At 54.8% G+C, this 17,983-nt stretch carries 13 protein-coding genes; all 13 read right to left on the reverse strand.

What is annotated here, in order from left to right:
- Nucleotides 1–750, reverse strand: coding sequence for a two-component system regulatory protein YycI (gene yycI, locus U9M73_RS17490; protein ID WP_260071655.1), 750 nt, complete (start codon nucleotides 748–750; stop codon nucleotides 1–3).
- Between the two features lie 109 nt (nucleotides 751–859).
- Nucleotides 860–2,221, reverse strand: coding sequence for a YycH family regulatory protein (locus U9M73_RS17495; protein WP_323078297.1), 1,362 nt, complete (start codon nucleotides 2,219–2,221; stop codon nucleotides 860–862).
- Nucleotides 2,218–4,041 (reverse strand): cell wall metabolism sensor histidine kinase WalK, encoded by a 1,824-nt coding sequence (walK, locus tag U9M73_RS17500; RefSeq protein ID WP_036644081.1) that lies wholly within the window; start codon nucleotides 4,039–4,041, stop codon nucleotides 2,218–2,220. Before walK ends, U9M73_RS17495 begins: the two co-directional genes overlap by 4 nt.
- Nucleotide 4,042: 1 nt before the next feature.
- A complete protein-coding gene (gene yycF, locus U9M73_RS17505; RefSeq protein WP_009223378.1) occupies nucleotides 4,043–4,762 on the reverse strand; it encodes a response regulator YycF in 720 nt (239 codons plus the stop codon).
- 304 nt (nucleotides 4,763–5,066) lie between these two features.
- Nucleotides 5,067–6,614, reverse strand: a complete 1,548-nt coding sequence (locus U9M73_RS17510; RefSeq protein WP_009223377.1) for a peptidoglycan DD-metalloendopeptidase family protein — start codon at nucleotides 6,612–6,614, stop codon at nucleotides 5,067–5,069.
- 243 nt (nucleotides 6,615–6,857) lie between these two features.
- Nucleotides 6,858–7,550 carry a hypothetical protein gene (locus U9M73_RS17515; RefSeq protein WP_260071653.1) on the reverse strand — a complete coding sequence of 231 codons (693 nt, stop codon included), beginning with the start codon at nucleotides 7,548–7,550 and terminating at the stop codon, nucleotides 6,858–6,860.
- A gap of 176 nt (nucleotides 7,551–7,726) precedes the next feature.
- The gene (locus U9M73_RS17520) at nucleotides 7,727–9,013 is read right to left on the reverse strand and encodes an adenylosuccinate synthase (RefSeq protein ID WP_009223375.1); all 1,287 of its coding nucleotides are present in this window, start codon (nucleotides 9,011–9,013) and stop codon (nucleotides 7,727–7,729) included.
- A gap of 352 nt (nucleotides 9,014–9,365) precedes the next feature.
- Complete coding sequence (locus tag U9M73_RS17525) at nucleotides 9,366–11,033, reverse strand: methyl-accepting chemotaxis protein (RefSeq protein ID WP_050769694.1); 1,668 nt, start codon at nucleotides 11,031–11,033, stop codon at nucleotides 9,366–9,368.
- Between the two features lie 107 nt (nucleotides 11,034–11,140).
- Nucleotides 11,141–12,802: a pyridoxal phosphate-dependent decarboxylase family protein gene (locus U9M73_RS17530; RefSeq protein ID WP_009223373.1), complete on the reverse strand. Its 1,662-nt coding sequence runs from the start codon at nucleotides 12,800–12,802 to the stop codon at nucleotides 11,141–11,143.
- A gap of 461 nt (nucleotides 12,803–13,263) precedes the next feature.
- Nucleotides 13,264–14,625, reverse strand: a complete 1,362-nt coding sequence (dnaB, locus tag U9M73_RS17535; protein WP_009223372.1) for a replicative DNA helicase — start codon at nucleotides 14,623–14,625, stop codon at nucleotides 13,264–13,266.
- 1 nt (nucleotide 14,626) lies between these two features.
- Nucleotides 14,627–15,070, reverse strand: coding sequence for a 50S ribosomal protein L9 (rplI, locus tag U9M73_RS17540; RefSeq protein ID WP_323078303.1), 444 nt, complete (start codon nucleotides 15,068–15,070; stop codon nucleotides 14,627–14,629).
- Nucleotides 15,067–17,049: a DHH family phosphoesterase gene (locus tag U9M73_RS17545; RefSeq protein WP_036644078.1), complete on the reverse strand. Its 1,983-nt coding sequence runs from the start codon at nucleotides 17,047–17,049 to the stop codon at nucleotides 15,067–15,069. Before U9M73_RS17545 ends, rplI begins: the two co-directional genes overlap by 4 nt.
- Nucleotides 17,050–17,060: 11 nt before the next feature.
- A complete protein-coding gene (locus U9M73_RS17550; RefSeq protein ID WP_009223369.1) occupies nucleotides 17,061–17,981 on the reverse strand; it encodes a DUF2232 domain-containing protein in 921 nt (306 codons plus the stop codon).
- Between the last annotated feature and the right edge of the window lie 2 nt (nucleotides 17,982–17,983).

The following is a 17,983-nucleotide window of genomic DNA, read 5'->3' on the forward strand; positions in this document are numbered from 1 at the left end:
TTACTCCTTCGTTTTCTCTGTATTCGGACTAATGACATCACCGCTGATGCCCTGCACGTAATACTCCTTGCCGCTCTCCAGCATAAATCGCCAAGCCGGAGCAGCCGGCAGATGCGCGTCCGAATCGAACACCTCGCCGTAATATCCTAACTCGACCTCGGTCACAACCGAGCCTTCCGGCAGGAAGTTCTCGATCAAGTTGCCAAGCGCCTTGGAGGCCGAGAGCACACGCTGTGGCTTCTCTTCCTCCGGATAGCTGATCTCAATCGCACGGCGCTGGTACGAAATGATCTTCTGATTGCTGCCCAACAGCTTGAGCTCGATTTTGAAGAGCGGCCATTTCCCGTCCACCAGCGGGTGTAGAACGAACACGTCTGCGCTGCTCGCCACTTCATCATAGCGGTAATCCCCGATGTCCGGAATGCTGTCCTTCAACGCAGCCGTTAACTCCCGCGGTGCAAAAATCAGCCTGCTGTCCACCGGCACCGGCAGCTCGATCAGCTTGCCGCTTTGCGCATCGTCCAAGAACCGGTAAGCGATCTTGGGCAGCTCCGGCGTCTCCGTCGGAATTTTGGCGAGCACGCGAATGTTCTTCTCATCCATCGCCTGCTGCGTGTTATTTTCCAGGGCGGTGATATCCAGGTTGGAGTCGGCCTGCTCCCGCAGATCGTTCCACAGTTGATAGCCCAGCACCAGATTCAGCAGCAAAAAGGCGTAGATCAACACGTTTTTCGCCCGTCCCCAATCCATGGTTCACCCCCCTTTCGTTCAGATTAAGTCTCTCATTAAGAAGCACATTCAACGCCACTGCCTCGGCTCTAAGCCCATCCGCGCCAACCTTACGCGAGTACCACGCACACTACTTCGTAGCCGTTCCTGAACCTGCACCCGTGTCCACATCCGCTCCGGTCTTCTCCACCGCTCCCAAGCTCAGCACCCGGGTCGCGCCGTTGCTTAGCTCGACTACCCAAGTCGGCTTCAGCAGCAGCCCCTGCTCGGTGAGAGAAGGCAAGTACGCCGGATACAAGTTGGCAATCCGCGCCTCCGCATTAAGCGCCGCAATGCTCTCCCGCAACGCCTTGCCGCCGGGCAGAGAGACGACTTTCTTCTCCCAGCTGCCGCCGGAGCCGTAAATCAACGACCGTTCATAGCCGGTGATTGTGCCTTGACGCATTTCCAGCGTGATCGCTCCGTAATGGAACGTCGACAGGTCGATGATCGGGAAGGAGCCAAATTGCCCGGTTCCGTAATACTGCTGGAACACCACCCGATGCTGGTCTTCCTCAACGCCTTCGGTCGTTTGCTCCAACCGGTAATTGCCGTTCCAGCCGCCGTGCTGGTTCACGAAGTCAATCGCCGACAGCACGTTCTTGCTTGGGCTGTTCTCGCCCGCTGAAGGAGCCGCCGGATCGGTGTAGTTGATCCAGTTCCGGTTCTGCTTAACCTGAAGGCTGCGTTTACTGTCCGTGTAGATTTCGGAGCCGTCTTTTTCCCGGATGTACCGGGTGATGCTCGGATCAAAGAACAAGCTTCGCTGCATCTGCTCCGTCGTATACAACCCGATGTTCAAGCCGGTTTCGACCAAATCAATCGACTTCTCGGGGACATAATAGCCATCCGTTAACGTATACGGCACCCAATCCTTGCCAAAATCAACCTGTTGCTGCACGTCCTGCACCGTCAAATCGGCCTTGGTTGCCTCGTACACCACGTCGCCTCGCGAGCTAAAGAAGAACACGCGCACCTGATCGTCGCTTCCCGAGTTAAAGATCATCAGCCGGTTAACGCTCTCCGCGTCAAACAGCGGGTCCGGCGCGATCTGCATCACCTTCTGCAGCAGCTCCACAGGTACGCCTCCGCCAAAGTCCAGTTCCACACCGATATCCTTGCTGCGAATGTCCGTCCAATTCATATTATCGATGTCGTATCGCTGGAACCCGTCGAACTGGCGGCCCTTCAGCCGGTTGTAGATCAACTTGTAAAACGTCGAATCCGGATAAAACACGGTGTGCCGCTCCTCGCCCAAATGCACGGCGATTTGCGCCGGAAAGAGCATCACATCCGCTTCCAGGGTTGTCCCCATGTTCTCCGTACGGATATAGTCGCTCTCCGACTTGACCACCGGATTGCTGCCCGGCAACTGATAGATAAGAAAATAACTCTGTACCAAACTGCACGCGACCAGCAAGGCCAGCGTCAGCGATTTGACCTTCTCCTTCACCGCGCTTCGCCTCCTTGCTTCTCCGCCGGCAGCGTAAAGGTCACCTTCGTGCCTTTGCCCAATTCGGACTGCAGAGATATGGTCCCGCCGTGCGCCCGTACAATTTCCCGGGCAATGGATAGGCCTAGGCCCGTCCCGCCCATATTCCGTGAACGCGCCTTATCGACGCGATAGAAACGTTCAAAAATCCGGTCCAGATCCTTCTTCGGAATCCCGATTCCGGTATCCTGCACCGAAATGGCTAGCTGACGGTCTTCGGTCAAGCGAGCTTCCAGCGCGATGGCGCCGCCCTCCGGTGTATATTTCATCGCATTGGAGATCAGATTGTCCAGCACCTGGTCAATCTGGTCGCGGTCAATCCAGGCCGTATCCACGTCATTGGCGATAAACAGCGTGGGCTTGATCTCTTTCTCCTGCATTTGAAAAGAAAACCGGTCCACCACATCCTCCAGCATCTCCATCACGTTCGTCGGCTGCTTCCGCAACTCAGCCTCATGCGAGTCGAACCGCGACAGATGCAGCAGGTCGGTGACCAGGCGGATCATCCGCTCGGTTTGGCTCTGGATCACGGACACGAACCGCGGCCCAAGCTCCGGATCCTCCATCGCGCCATCCTCCAGCGCTTCGGTGTAGCTCTTGATCGTCGTCAGCGGCGTCCGCAGCTCGTGCGACACGTTCGCCACAAACTCCCGTCGCGACGCCTCCAGCTTCTCCTGTTCGGTGACGTCCTGGAGGACGGCGATCGTTCCAATGATCCCGATTTCCCGCCGATGAATCGGCGTAAACGTCACCCGGATCAAGAAGACGTCGCCGTCCGGCCCGGTATTCTCAAGGATCGTCGAGTGCATCGTTCCTTGCTCCAGCACGTCCCATTCCTCATCCGGCAGGTTCATCAGCGACATGATATCGGCCTGATCGAGATCCGTATCCGACGTCCCCAGCATCTCGCTCGCACGCCGGTTCATCAGGATGACTCGGCCTGTCTCGTCGGTGGCGATCACCCCGTCGCTCATGTTCGTGAGGATCGAAGCGAGCTTCTCCTTCTCTTCCTCGTTCTGCGCCAGCGCATCGCGCAGCCGGCTGGTCATGTAGTTAAACGCCTTGCTAAGCTGGCCGATTTCGTCATTGCCAAGCACCGGCATTTTCTGATGGAACTGCCCTTCAGCCACCGCCGTGGCGCGCCGGGTCAGCTCCTTAATCGGCGAGGTGATCGTATGCGCCAAAATCACGCCTAATACCGCCGTCAACCCCAACGCCAGCAAGATCCCGGATATAAAAATATTGTTGATCCGCTCCATCGTACTGTACAGCTCGCTCATCGACGCCGCAATGTAAATGGCGCCGACGATTTTCCCGCCGCTGACGACCGGCTTGGCGACGACTTTCTTCCGGACGTTGTCCTCGTCGATGATGTACTCCTCGTTATCGCGGATGCCCTGCAGGGCCCGGCTCACGACCGTCTGCGTGTTCTTCGTGCCCACGTAATCGGCGTGGGATGGCTTGGACGTCGTCAGCACCTTGCCGCTCGCATCGAGCACCTGAATCTCGGCCCCGCCGATATTAAACAGGTTGTTAACCAATACACGCAAATTCTCTAACGATTCCTCCGCCGACTCTCCAGTCACGCCCAGGTTTTGTGCCGCCAACACGGAGAGCAGCTCCGCCCGCTCCTGCAGCTCCTTGGTGAAGTTGCTGGTCAGCGAGGTCTTCATCGCGCTCACGAAATACACCCCGATCAGCTGCATGGCAATCAGGATGAGCAGCACGTAAATAATAATCAGTTTAGCCTGGATCGTGCGAAAAAAAGAGGGCAGATTCATTCTAGAGTCCACCCGCCTTGGAGCTCCGCATCATATACCCCAATCCCCGCCGCGTCAAAATGTATTCCGGCTTGCTCGGATCCTTCTCGATCTTCTCACGCAGCCGGCGAATCGTCACGTCCACCGTGCGAACATCGCCAAAATACTCAAAGCCCCACACCGCTTGCAGCAGGTGTTCGCGGGTCATCACTTTGCCAGAGTTCTTCACCAGGTAATGCATCAACTCGAACTCCCGGTGCGTCAGGTCCAGCGGCTCGCCGTTCTTATAGACCGTATACATATCTGTGTCGATAAACAGCTCGAACAGACTGATGCCCTGCTTCGTTTCCTCCGCACCTTCAGCCGCCGCAGCTGCCTTCTGTTGACGCCGCATTTGCGCCTTCACCCGGGCTAACAGCTCGCGGGTACTAAAAGGCTTGGTCACATAATCGTCAGCGCCCAGCTCTAAGCCCAGCACCTTATCGATCTCTCCGTCCTTCGCCGTCAGCATGATGATCGGCGTCTCAAGCTTCGCCCGCACCTCCCGGCACACGTCCATTCCATCCTTGCCGGGCAGCATCAAATCGAGCAGAATCAAGTCCGGTTGTTCGGAGAAGGCCAGCTGGGTCGCTTCAATCCCGTCGAAGGCAAGCACGACCTCGTAGCCTTCTTTCTCCAAGTTAAATTTTAAAATATCCGCAATGGGTTTCTCGTCATCCACGACCAGAATTTTTCCTTGCATGAATCAAGTTCACCCCAACTTTCAGCCATGGGCTTTTGCTCCCTCTATCTTACCATATCTGGCACCGCATCAGCTATCTTCAGAGACGGTAACGATTGGCAGCGCGCGTTCATCTCCTACCCTTATGCCCCTTTCTCACATCGCTTTGCATGATTATCCCTTTTGTTCAGAGACGAGGTTGATCGAGAAGGGGCTGTTCCACTTTTTTCACCTCCTGATGCAACGGGATAATCCTCAAAAAGGGAGCCGGCGACCAATGTCCCAAAAAAAAGCCCGCCTCCCTTACGGGTGGCGGACTCGCATCTTATAAATATTTTAACGGATTCTGAATGCTGCCGTTCTTATGGATCTCAAAATGCAAATGCGTGCCGGTCGAGCGCCCGGTGCTGCCCATGACGCCGATCTTTTCGCCCTTCTCGACGATTTGACCTTTCTTCACGCTGATCTTGCTTAAGTGGCCGTACAACGTTTCATAGCCATTCTTGTGGTCGATGATGATGCAGTTGCCGTATCCCGATTTCGTCCCAACGAAGGAGACGACCCCGTCATCGGCAGCCAGAATGCTGCGGTTGGAGGAGACCAAATCGACGCCTTTGTGGGTCCGTCCCCAACGTTCGCCGTAGCTGCTTGTCATTTTCGCGCTGGATACCGGCCAAGCAAACTGCCCAGTGCCCTCGCCCAGCACGACCTTCGTACCGCGTACGACGATCTTTGGCGAAGATTTCTTCGTGACTTCCTGTCCCAGCCACTCTTCATTCACAACGATGCCGTTTTCCTTCGTGATTCGGTACTCCATCGTCTTGAGGCCGCTGGAGCCGGGAGAAATCACTTTAGTCTCTCCTGCCCGCATACTTGCGTTCGTCTTAACGATGACCTGCGGTTCAGTAACAATTTCCTCCGTCACATGCTCCACCGTGCGAACCGTTAGGGCCGGCTGCACCGCCTTCACGTTGAGCAACGTTCCAATTTGCAGCGTCAGCTCTTCAACCCCGGGATTGTTCGCAAACAACTCCTTCTGAGACACACCAAAACGGGCCGCGATCGACGAGATCGTATCCCCTTCCTGTACCTCATATTGAATTGCTTCTTCGTCCCCTTGAAGGATCTTTCGTACCGCTTCCTCCGGGCTCAGCACCTTGTTCGGATCGGCCTTGACCTCTCCTTGATTCACCTCTTCGGCGATTTCCACCGTTTCCAACGTCGCGTTGGAAGCCTTCGTCTTCACTTGAGCTGACTTGCTGCCGCCGGTTCGTTTCACTTTGGCGGCCAGCGTGCTGGCAGCCACATCCGGTGCATATGTCGATTTCACCCGGTCCAGAACCTCTCGGGCGGCCGCCTGGTCCTTCACCACGGCGATCACTTTGCCGTCCACCTTCAGCTCCACACCTTTGGCGTAGCCGGTTAGCATCCCGTACAGCTCGTCGAGCGTGGACTCAGCATCCACTTCGGCTTTGTAGGCCTGCTCCGGCTTAATGGTGATGCCCTCGGTATTCACCGCCATCTCCACATCCGGATATTTTTGCTTATATTCCTGCTCCTTGCGTTCAATCAGAGCTTGTAATTGCGCTTCGCTTGCGATCGTGCCAATTTCCTTCCCGCTGACGTAAACCCGGTAATAGGATACCGTATTCGCCTTGACGTATTGCTGCCCTCCCCAATAGACCACTCCGGCAATGACTACCACGGCGGCTCCGGCTAAGACAAGCTTGCGGGGCATAAGAAGATCACGCCATTTTCGCCCGCTCTCTGGTTCGGATATCTCTGAATCGTTTTCCGGGCGGCTGTGTTGCTCTTGCGTCCGAGAAGCGTTCACGCGCCACAGCTGCCAGCGTTTTCCCGTAAAACCTTTCATACCGATCTCCTTTTATCCATCGACTCGATTCGACTTGAAATGGTTTCAAAATTTTAACCTTTTGTCGCTATTGTTAACTTTAACACAGCGGGGCGAAGATTTTCAACTTTGGGTCAAAAAGCAAACAACCCGCTTAACAAGCGGGTTCTCACGGTTTTGGCAGCTGAAAGGCCGGTTCATTGAATTTACAATCCTGTGAATGTTAACGCTGACATTCCCTTTGGATCAGGCAATTGAAGCAAATTATTTTTTTAACAATTCCATGACCTTGGCGTATTCCGTTTTATCCAAATGCTTCGACAGGACCTGCTCGATGTTAATCATTTCCGTTTCCGTCAAACCACCTTCCAGGGCGACGGTCAACATTTGCATCTCCTCCTGCGGCAGCTTCTTCATGAGAATCGCAAAGATTTCCTCCTTCTGCTGATCAGGCAACTCCTTCTTCTTGGCCACGAGATCATCCGGCGTCACCACCACCTGCTGATCCTCGCCTAACGCCTCTCCGGCACTCATCCCGCCCATCACCGGCAAAGCATCCTCCGGTGCATCTTCATCCGTTGCGTTGGTGTCCTTCCCCTCCGTACCTGTCCCGCTAGCCGGGGTTCCGTTCGTCTCCGTTGCCGTCCCCCCGGAGGAGCCGCTCTCCCCGCTACCGCCAGACGAATCTGCCAATTCGTCCTTCGTTTTGTCCCCAGTGCTGTCTACCACATCGTCTTCACCTTTCGCCTGATCCGTACGGTCTGAGGCACCGCCTAGTCCCAGCATGCCCTTCATGATCCCGCTGAAGCTAGGGGTCTGTGCGGTGATCGGCAGGTTATAACTGCTGAGTAAAGATTGGATGTACGAATTGACGATGTATCCCGTTGTGGCCACGGTTAATAAACTAACCGCTACGATCGTTACGCATAATTTCAAGATCCATCCGAGCCATTTCATCGTTTGTTTCCTCCTACTGCCTAAGAATCTAGTCTCTCAACCTTCAGTATGGACGGCAAAACCAGATTTCAACCTAAGCTAGGAGGCTAAACTAGAAAAAGAAACCGCCTACCCAAGGATGAACACATCGCTCGTTCGGCGGCTTAGAGATCGTCTGAATCGTCTACCCTATTGGATTATTCGTAAATCGGCAACACCTGATTGGTTTGACTGCGGTTACGGCCAACCGAGAAAATCGCGATAGGCACACCGGTCAATTCCGAGATCCGGCGGACGTAATTCCGGGTTGTTTCCGGGAGATCCTCCAGCGTTTTCGCACCCGAGATATCCTCCGACCAACCTGGCATTTCCTCATACACCGCTTCGCATTCAGCAAGCACCTTGAGACTAGCCGGATAGTGAGTGATAATCTCACCGCGGTATTTATAGCCAGTGCAGATTTTGACGGTCTTGAGACCGGTCAACACGTCCAAGGAGTTCAGCGACAGCCCGGTCAAGCCGCTGACGCGGCGCGTATGGCGGACCACCACGCTGTCGAACCAGCCTACCCGGCGCGGACGCCCGGTAACCGTTCCGTATTCATGGCCCGTCTCACGAATCATGTCGCCCACTTCGTCGAACAGCTCGGTCGGGAACGGACCGTCGCCGACACGGGTGGTGTACGCTTTCGCCACCCCGATGATCTGATGAATTTTCGTAGGTCCTACGCCGCTGCCGTTGCAAACCCCGCCGGCCGACGGATTGGACGATGTCACGAACGGATAGGTCCCTTGGTCGATGTCGAGCATGACGCCTTGCGCGCCCTCGAACAACACCTTCTGTCCGGCATCGATCGCATCGTTCAAAACCACCGACGTATCCGCGACGTACGGACGCAGGATTTCCGCATATTCCAGATACTGCTGCAGCACTTCCTCTACGTCCAGCGGCTGCCCGCCGTAAATGGTCTCGATCAGATGATTCTTCTCCTTCATGATGTGACGCAGCTTCGTTTCAAACTCCTCGGCATCCATCAAATCAGCGATCCGAATCCCGCTGCGGGAGGCTTTATCCATATATGCCGGCCCGATCCCTTTCCCGGTCGTTCCGATCTTGTTCTCTCCCTTACGCTCTTCCTCCAACTTATCCAAGACCAAATGATACGGCAAAATCACATGAGCCCGATCGCTGATCACGAGATTCTTCGTACTAAAACCGTTCTCTTCCACGTAGTTGATTTCATCAATCAGGGCAGCCGGGTTGATAACAACCCCATTGCCGATGACACAACGTTTATTTTGATTAAAGATGCCTGACGGAATCAAGGTGAGTTTGTACTTCTTGCCGTCGATAAGAATGGTGTGACCGGCGTTGTTACCGCCTTGATAACGGGCCACCACATCGGCGCTTTCCGCCAAGAAATCCGTGATTTTACCTTTACCTTCGTCTCCCCATTGCGTTCCTACAACGACTACCGTTGACATGTACATTCCCCCGCTTGGTGCGTCAAGCACCTGTATTTGAACATTGCAAAAGACAGCCTTCGTCTTGCGGATGGCTTTCCGCCAACCTTAGGCTGATCCGACACTTCCTCCAAATTGTACGCGCTAACAAACGCGCCGCTAACGTCAACCCGACCATCTATCGCTTTAACGCAGCAATACCAGTTTAACAGGCTCCATTTTTAAAGTCAAATTGAAAAGCGAACGATGTTTCTGTTTAATTTTACAAATGTTCGGAATTACTGTTTCCAAAAAAAGAGGATGCCTCGCCGAATCCAAGCGAAGCCCGGATTGGCAATGGCACCTCAATAGCTAAACGAAACACGAATCTTGCTTATAATTTAAAGATCGCCACGGCCTGCTGCAAATTCTCAGACAATGCCGAGAGCTGACGAATCGCCCCCGCGATTTCCTGCATGGCTGCGCTTTGTTGTTCGGACGCTGCAGCGACTTCCTCAGAAGAAGCAGCCTGCTCCTGCGTCACGCCGGAAATTTGCTGCACCGAGGCGGAAATGCTTTGATAGGAGTTTTCCACCAGCAGCAGCGACTGCAGCAGTTGATCGGTCCGGGCCGAGAAATCGCTGATGCCTTGGAAGATCTCCCGGAAATTTTGATGCGTCTTGCTCATCCATTCCTGGCCCTCTTCGATCGCCCGGCTGCCTTCGCCGATGCTTTCGATAACGAGCCGGCTATTTTCCTGCGTCCCGGCGACCAGTTCGGTAATCGACGAGGCGGCTACAGCCGATTGTTCGGCCAGCTTGCGGACTTCGCCGGCGACCACGGCAAAGCCGCGGCCCAATTCACCGACCCGTGCCGCTTCAATGGAGGCATTCAGCGCCAGCAGATTCGTCTGCTGAGCGATCTCCGTGATCATGTTGATCACTTCGCCAATCTCCCGTGAGTGCTCCTCCAGCTGTCCTGCCATCGTTTCCGAGTGTTGCATCACCTGTTCGATCTTATTCATGTGACGCAGCGTCTCATCCACCATGGTTTGCCCCTCGGACGATTGCTTGCTGACCTTCTCGGCGATCGACTGCATCGTGTTGACATCGGTGACGACGCCGTTTAGTTGTTGTTGGATTTCCTGCACCGACGCCGAGCTGTGAGCGATCGATTCCACAACTTCGTTAATGCCTTCGCTCATATTGTTCATCGAAACCGCCACCTGCTGCGCGCTTTCGCTGGATTCTTTGGCGACTTGCATCAACTGGGCGCTGGTCCCCGATACCTCGAGGGACGACGCGGAGATATGTCCGATCAACTGTTTCATATTGCCGCTCATCTTCCCAAACGCCTCAGCGAGCCGGCCGACCTCATCGCGGCTGCGAATTTCGATCTCCTGGGTCAAATCGCCGGTCGCCAAACGTTCCGTCACATGCACCAGTGTTTTGATCGGCTTCGCAATCGTTCGGCCCAGCAGATAAGCGAACAGCAAGCCGATGACGAGAACGAGAATGGTGATCACGGTGCTGTACCGCAGCACCGCAGAGGCGGTTTCCGGGATGACAGAGGCATCAAGATCGATCCCCAGCAGCCCTGTGGTCGTACCGTTTGCATTTTTTAATGGAACAAATATCGATTTATGTACGCCAAACTCATCTTTATAAATGCTGCTGATCGTTTTTTGATCGTGTGCAATGGCCTGCTTCATTTCTTCGGAGAACGGATACTCCATATTATAGTCGCCTTCGGTGTCAGACAAAGCGATGATACGCTCCGTGCCGCCGTCATTGGACAAAATATACACGTTCTCCAAATTGTATAATTCCTTCAGCCGGTCCATCGCTTCACGGGTTTCTTGATACAGCGGGCTATCGATGCCGTCGATTTCCAGCTTATTGCCTTCAATCCGCTCCAATTCGCTTTGTACGATGCGGATATTGCTCTCCAGCCGGTGATCCAGCTCGTTCTTCAGCTTGCCGCTCAGCGTGGAATTCACGATGGTGAGCAGCCCGATGAAGCAAAGCACCGCGATCAGGAGCAAACCTGTCGTACCTAACATGATCTTTGAAGAGATATGTCCGAACAGTAAACGTTTTATTTTATCTTTCACTGCGAGTTCATCTCCTGGATTGATTAATATGTTGCGGTCATTGTTTAGGTCATTGCTTAGTTCACTGCCGGTACGCCAGATGCTTCACATACCTCAGTTATGCATTCCTTCAAATACTGCACGACTTCATGCACATGCTCCGGCCGGGTATGCGGCGAAATCACGAAAAATTTGCTCACGTACAGCGGAATCTCCCGCCCTTCGGACGAGCCCACCAACAGATGTTTCTTCGTATCACCAAAGAACATCCGGTCGCGACGTTCCCCCAGTTTCTCGAACAACCGCTCGTTAAGCTGGTTGCTGCGCTCGATCTCCCGTGCGGAGCACGTCCCCTCGATTTCGTCGGCAAACCTCGGGCTTCCCGGCAAATAGATGCGAATCAGCGTAGAGATGCCCGGATTGTCTGGATTCGCAATGTCTGCCTGCGGAATTTCTGCTGTCAGCTGCTCGCGGAACACCCGGTTTACTTCCAGGAACTGCCCCAACAAGCGCTGATACCCTTCTGTACCAAAGGACAGCAACAAGCTGTACATGCTGATCGAACTTGCCATACGGGAGCATTCCAACGTATAGCCGGTATGGTATTCGCCATATCCCCGGTGACCTACGTACGGCGTATCCTCCGCATCCAGATCCATGAGCTTGAGATCGGCCGCATTTTTCAAGAGGAACAAACTGGAGACATACGGAGCCTGGCCCAGCTTCTGAAAATCAAAGCACAGGGAATCCGCGAGCGAGAGCATCTGCATTTTACGCCGGATCGGCTCCAGCATGGCGAGAACGCCTTCACTGAACCCCAGCGGATTTTGTTCCATATCGTAGTCATTAAAGAAGGCAAAGAAACCGCCAAGGGCAGAATCCGCATGGATATGCGGGCATGGCAAACCAAACCGTTCCGCGTTTTCCTCCGCGGCGGCACGAATTTGGCTGATATCGTCAATCCCAATGGCATCCGTCGTTCCTGTCGTAGCTACGATATATACCGGCACGCCTCCCATTCGGGCGACCGTCTCCAGTTTCCGTTTCAAATCGGCAATATCCATGGAGCTGTCGGGTAAGGTTTTGACCTTCACCAGTCGATCGCTGCCGAGCCCGGTGGCTTCCACCGACTTGAGCAAGCTGTAATGAGCTGCCTCGGAACAGAACGCGAACAGGTTGTTGGGAACCCCCTGCTTCATCGCATTCGGTGCTGCTTTGGCGATCGCAATACGCAGGCCGGAAAAGACGGCCCCCTGCCCGCCCCACGTGGTATATCCCCCGCTGGTTTCAGCATCGTAGCCGACCAGCTTGGACATCATGGCGATGACCCGAACCTCTGCCTCGGCGCCGGCTGGCCCATAAACATCCCATAGGTTATTCCCATTCACCAACATGGCCGTCAGCGTCCCAAGCATGCCGGGAATTGAAGCCATGGGCAAAATATTCGTAAAAAAGTATTTCGTATGATAGGGATGGCCGTGCAGCAGCTTGAGCAACTCCTCGTTGACATTTTCCATCGGAGCACCTTCTTTGGGGATCACGCTTTCCGCCGCCAGCCGGCCGTAAAAATTGGCATCCCGCCGTTTCTCCCCTTTCAGGTTAACGCCATCGGGATCCTTCAACTCATCCACGCCGCGAACCAGTTGTTCGATCAGATCTAACATTCGCTTCCGCTGTGCCGGATTTCCGTCTTCACTTGGGAACCAATCCCGCACATCTGGCTTGCCGTTCATTTCCATCTCCATCCTCTCCCCCATTTTTATTTTTCTACTGGATTACGAGCCCCAAGAAGCTTGACCGATCAGTGAGTTGAAACTTATAATTACACCCTCTTTCCGCAATTTTCATTTCCTTACAGTTCTAAATTATACAGACATTCCTTAACGCGTACAGATAAGTCTCAGGCATATATTCCATGATATGGAATGTGTCGAAAATTGTTAAGATTTCTGGTTTGATGTCCTAGAATGCCCCATAATTGTCCCACAAATGAGAACGGGACGATGATCGAGGGCTTCGATTTCTATTAAAAAACATAAAAAAAACGTCTATCGACGTACATTCAAAGTAGACAGACCGCGTTTAGCGGAAGTTTTTCTTGCGATATCAGGATGCTAATGCCCCGAAGTTTATACTTTCTGATATCTTAAAAAAGGACTGACGCATATCGTCAGTCCTTAATTCCTGTATTCAGCTAAAGCTAGCCAGCAAACGCATCCGCATGCGCCCGCTCATAATTGGCGAACTTGTTAAAGTTCTTCAAGAACACCAACTCAACGGTCCCAACCGGGCCGTTCCGCTGTTTGGCAATGATAATCTCGATGATGTTCTTCTTTTCTGTCTCTTGGTTGTAATAATCGTCCCGGTATAAAAACGCCACGATATCCGCGTCCTGCTCGATGGAACCCGATTCCCGAAGGTCAGACATCATCGGACGCTTGTCCTGCCGCTGCTCGACGCCCCGGCTTAACTGGGACAAGGCGATTACCGGCACTTCGAGCTCCCGCCCGATCTGCTTAAGCGTCCGGGAGATTTCCGAGACCTCCTGCTGCCGGTTCTCGCCGGGCTTGCCCCGGCCTTGGATCAGCTGCAGGTAGTCGATCACGATCATGCCTAGGCCGCGTTCCTTCTTGAGGCGGCGGCATTTCGCCCGGATATCGGCCACGGTCACCCCCGGGGTATCGTCGATATAAATCTCCGCTTCCGACAAGGCGGCAATGCCCATCGTTAGCTTTGCCCAATCATCATCGCTCTTGAAATCCCCGGTCCGCATCACGCTGGCGTCGAGGTTCGCTTCGGCGCAGATCATCCGCTGCACCAACTGGGCCGCGGACATCTCCAGACTGAAGATCGCCACGGTTTCTTTGGCGCGTACCGCCACATTTTGTGCAATGTTCAGAGCAAACGCCGTTTTACCTACGGAAGGCCGCGCCGCAACGATAATCAAGTCACTGCGCTGGAAGCCCGCCGTCATTCGGTCCAAATCAACGAACCCGGAAGGAATCCCGGTGGTCGTCCCGCGGTTCTGATGCAACGTCTCCACACGCTCGAACACTTCCATCAGTACATCGCGAATGGGGATAAACCCGCTGCCCGAACGGCGGTTGGAAATCTCCAAAATGCGCCGCTCGGCATCGCTCAGCATGTCGGCCACGTCTTCGCCGCCGGCATAACCGTCGCTGACGATTTGCGTTGCCGTGCGGATCAAGCGCCGCAGCATCGATTTCTCTTCGATGATCCGCGCGTAATAATCCACGTTGGCCGCCGTCGGCACGGCATGGGCCAGCTTGGCCAAATAGCTGACGCCTCCGATTTCCTCCAGCTCACCGCGGTCCTTCAGCTTGGCGGTTAACGTCACGAGGTCGATCGGCTTGCCTTCCTCGCCGAGTTGAACCATCGCTTCAAAGATTAATTGATGAGGCTTATCGTAAAAATCCTCGGTCCGCACCCGCTCCATCGCGGTAATGAGTGCTTCCGATTGCAGCAGCACTGCCCCGAGTACCGCCTGCTCAGCTTCTAGATTTTGCGGGGGGATCCGGTCAAAAAACAGATCGCCGCTCATCTTATTCCTCCGTCACTTGAACCTTCAACGTCGACTTCACTTCGGGATGCAGCTTCACCGGCACTTGCGTCACACCCAGCGTCCGGATCGGATCATGCATTTCGATTTTGCGCTTATCCAGCTTCACGCCGGCCTTCTCCAGCGCTTCGGCAACCTGCTTGCTCGTAATCGCACCAAACAGACGGCCGCCTTCACCGGCTTTCGCTTTCAGCTGCACGGTCATCTCCTCCAGCTTCTTGCCAAGCTGGATCGCATCTTCCTTCTCCTTCTGTTTCCGCTTCTGCTCCGCAGCCGTTTGCTGCTCCAGCGTCTTCACATTACCTTCGGTTGCCGGACGCACCAGCCCGCGCGGAATCAGGAAGTTTTGTGCATACCCTTCGGAGACGTTTTTGATTTCTCCCTTTTTCCCTTGACCTTTAACATCTTGCAAAAAGATCACTTTCATTCGAACAACCCCTCTTCCTTCTCTATTTCATCCAGGACGGCGAGCAGCTTCTTCTCCGCTTCCGCCTGGGTTCCTTCCAATTGAACAGCCGCATTCGTCAAATGTCCGCCGCCGCCCAGCCGCTCCATGACCACCTGCACGTTCATGCTCCCCAGCGACCGGGCGCTGATTCCAATTAAGCCGTCCGGCCGCTCGCTGATGACAAAGGACGCCAGGACGCCCGTCATATTCAGCAGCGTATCGGCGACTTGCGCGATCAACAGCTGTGGAATCTTGCGGTTGGGCTCCGTCACCGCCAAGGCGATATGCCCATGGATCATGCGGGCATGCTTGATGATATCGGCCTTGGCGATGTACTCCTGCAGATCTTCCTTCAGCAATCGCTGTACCATCACCGTGTCCGCCCCGTTTCGGCGGAGGAAGGCTGCGGCTTCAAACGTCCGCGAGCCGGTATGGAGCGCGAAATGCTTCGTATCGACGGTGATGCCCGCAAGCAGCGTCGTTGCTTCAAGCGGACTGAGCTCCACCTTCTCGTGAATGTACTGCAGCAGCTCGGTGACGAGCTCGCAGGCCGAGGAAGCATAAGGCTCCAGATAGACGAGCACCGCATCGGTCACAAATTCCTCGCCGCGGCGGTGGTGGTCCACGATGACGACGCGGCTCGCTTCTTCAACGAGCCGAGGCTCCATCGTCATGGAAGCCTTATGCGTATCGACGAGCACGAGCAGCGTGTGCTCGGTCATCAAATGCATGGCCTGCTCCGGCGAGATAAACCGCCGGAGCAAGGCTTCTTCTTTGTTGATGCGCTCCATCAGGCGCTCAATCGCCGGGTTCGGGCCATCCAGCACGATGTGGGCCTCGACCTTGTACATATCGGCGGCCTTCAGCACGCCGATGGAGGCGCCAATCACGTCGAGGTCCGGTACGCGATGGCCCATGATGATGACGCGGTCGCTCTCCTGCATCAAATCGCGCAAAGCATGCGCGATGACGCGGGCGCGGACGCGCGTCCGCTTCTCTATGGCGCCGGATTTGCCGCCATAGAAAGAGAGCCGCTGACCGGCCTTGACAGCGGCCTGGTCGCCCCCGCGGCCGAGCGCCATATCCAAGCTGGACTGGGCGAGTTCGCCCAGCTCACTGAAGCGCTCGGCGCCAAAAGCGAGGCCGATGCTGAGCGTAATCGGCACCTTCAGGTCCGCGGTCATTTCGCGGACCTCGTCCAGAATGACGAACCGGCTCTGCTCGAGTTCGTCCAGCGATTTCTGATTCAGAATCATCAGATATCGCTCGGAGGACAGTCGCCGCAGGTACACGCGGTACTGTTTGGCCCATTCCGTAATCGCCGTCGCCACGCGGGCGATCAAGGCGGTCCGCTGCTGGTCGTCCATGCCCTGGGTGGCTTCATCCAGATTGTCCAGCAGCACGATGCCCAGCGCGGCCCGTTCGTCTTCATACCGTCTGCGCAGCACCGCCAGCTCCGTCATGTCATGGAGATAAATAATCCGCTCGTTCGCATCGATGGTAAGCTCATAGTAACGATCCCCAACCATCACTTCGACCGTCGTCCGAGCGCCCGCCCCATCCTTCTTGTCGCGGCTTGGCAAGGGGAGCTGCGGCAGCAGCTCGGACAGCGGCTGGCCCACGACGGAATCTTTGCCGTACATGCCAGCCACGAAATGATTATGCCATTCGACCGTCCGTTCTTCGCTGTACAGGATCAAACCAAACGGAAGCTTACTGATCGCCTCACCTTCCACCCGCTTGATCCGGTAGTTTAAATCGGTCACGTATCGAATCAGCTCTTGGCGGAACTGCCGCTCCGCCCGCAGCATGCTGTAGGTCAGCACACCCACGAGGCATAAGCTCACCAGCCCCAAAATCCAGTTGAAGTAGGAGACGAAGATGACGAGCAGCAACTGAAGCATGAACATCCATACGGTCTGGTAACCGTACCAACGTTTTTGCAAAACATTTGGCATGCCTTCTCACCCTATCGTCTTGGTCTCGTAATCATATCCCGCAGCGGGAATGCAATGTCCAAAATCCCCACGATTCGAAGCGGCGGAATAAACAACAGCGCTACAATGAGCAGAATCGGAATCACCGGATTCCACTTGCGATGATAGGCGGCAAAGAAGAAGAAGCTTGCCGTTTGCACCATAAAGAGAAATTGCAGCAGCGGCATCAGATTCAGCACAATCGTGCCCAGGAATCCTTGGCTTACCGCGTCTCCGCCAAACCACTGCAGCAACACGCCGATCAAATAGTACCAAATCAGCGAACGCGGCAGCCGCCAATCGCGGATCGGCGGCAGCTTCGGCACCGCATGACCCAAGCTGGACAACGTAGGCCGGGAGATCGCATGGGCTACCGCAGCCATAAGCAACGAGCAGACGATCATCGTAAAGGGAATCATCCGCACCGTCAGGCTGGAGAATTGCTGGCTCATCTCCGGCGACCAGACAATGGTGCCGGTCAGCGAGCTATCGGCGACATTCGTGAACGGAGCCATGGCCGCATTCACCAGGTCCTCAATCGCGTTAGCCAGATTAAAGTCGAAGAAGACTGTGCTGATCAGCAGAACCAGCAAAAATTCCAGCAAAATGGTGCCGGCTCCCGCCATGACCGTGCGGAACGCCGGGCTTCTTTTCTTATATAAATAGCCCATCACGATCGAAGGAATGATAAAATAGACGGCCTGCAGCAAGATCAGCGGGCCGAAGATCAACGCAACCGCCAGCCAGACCGCCGCCACGTGCACAAGAAACACTCTTGTTGACAAGGTCGTATACAGCAAAATGCCCGGCACGATCAGAAAAAACATCGTGATCACGGTCAGCGGAGTTGCAAGTGACAACAGAAGCAGCAAATATGCGGCGCTCCAGGCCACCGATGTCCAGCGTAACTTCAAAT

This window comes from Paenibacillus phoenicis (genome assembly GCF_034718895.1).
GTDB lineage: Bacteria > Bacillota > Bacilli > Paenibacillales > Paenibacillaceae > Fontibacillus > Fontibacillus phoenicis.

Excerpts from the sequence above, each read along its gene's own strand:
- rplI (WP_323078303.1), bottom strand. The coding sequence starts at position 15,070 with ATGAAAGTGATCTTTTTGCAAGATGTTAAAGGTCAAGGGAAAAAGGGA.
- yycF (WP_009223378.1), bottom strand. The coding sequence starts at position 4,762 with ATGCAAGGAAAAATTCTGGTCGTGGATGACGAGAAACCCATTGCGGAT.
- U9M73_RS17545 (WP_036644078.1), bottom strand. The coding sequence starts at position 17,049 with ATGCCAAATGTTTTGCAAAAACGTTGGTACGGTTACCAGACCGTATGG.
- dnaB (WP_009223372.1), bottom strand. The coding sequence starts at position 14,625 with ATGAGCGGCGATCTGTTTTTTGACCGGATCCCCCCGCAAAATCTAGAA.
- yycI (WP_260071655.1), bottom strand. The coding sequence starts at position 750 with ATGGATTGGGGACGGGCGAAAAACGTGTTGATCTACGCCTTTTTGCTG.
- U9M73_RS17515 (WP_260071653.1), bottom strand. The coding sequence starts at position 7,550 with ATGAAATGGCTCGGATGGATCTTGAAATTATGCGTAACGATCGTAGCG.
- U9M73_RS17520 (WP_009223375.1), bottom strand. The coding sequence starts at position 9,013 with ATGTCAACGGTAGTCGTTGTAGGAACGCAATGGGGAGACGAAGGTAAA.
- U9M73_RS17525 (WP_050769694.1), bottom strand. The coding sequence starts at position 11,033 with ATGTTAGGTACGACAGGTTTGCTCCTGATCGCGGTGCTTTGCTTCATC.
- walK (WP_036644081.1), bottom strand. The coding sequence starts at position 4,041 with ATGAATCTGCCCTCTTTTTTTCGCACGATCCAGGCTAAACTGATTATT.
- U9M73_RS17530 (WP_009223373.1), bottom strand. The coding sequence starts at position 12,802 with ATGGAAATGAACGGCAAGCCAGATGTGCGGGATTGGTTCCCAAGTGAA.
- U9M73_RS17510 (WP_009223377.1), bottom strand. The coding sequence starts at position 6,614 with ATGAAAGGTTTTACGGGAAAACGCTGGCAGCTGTGGCGCGTGAACGCT.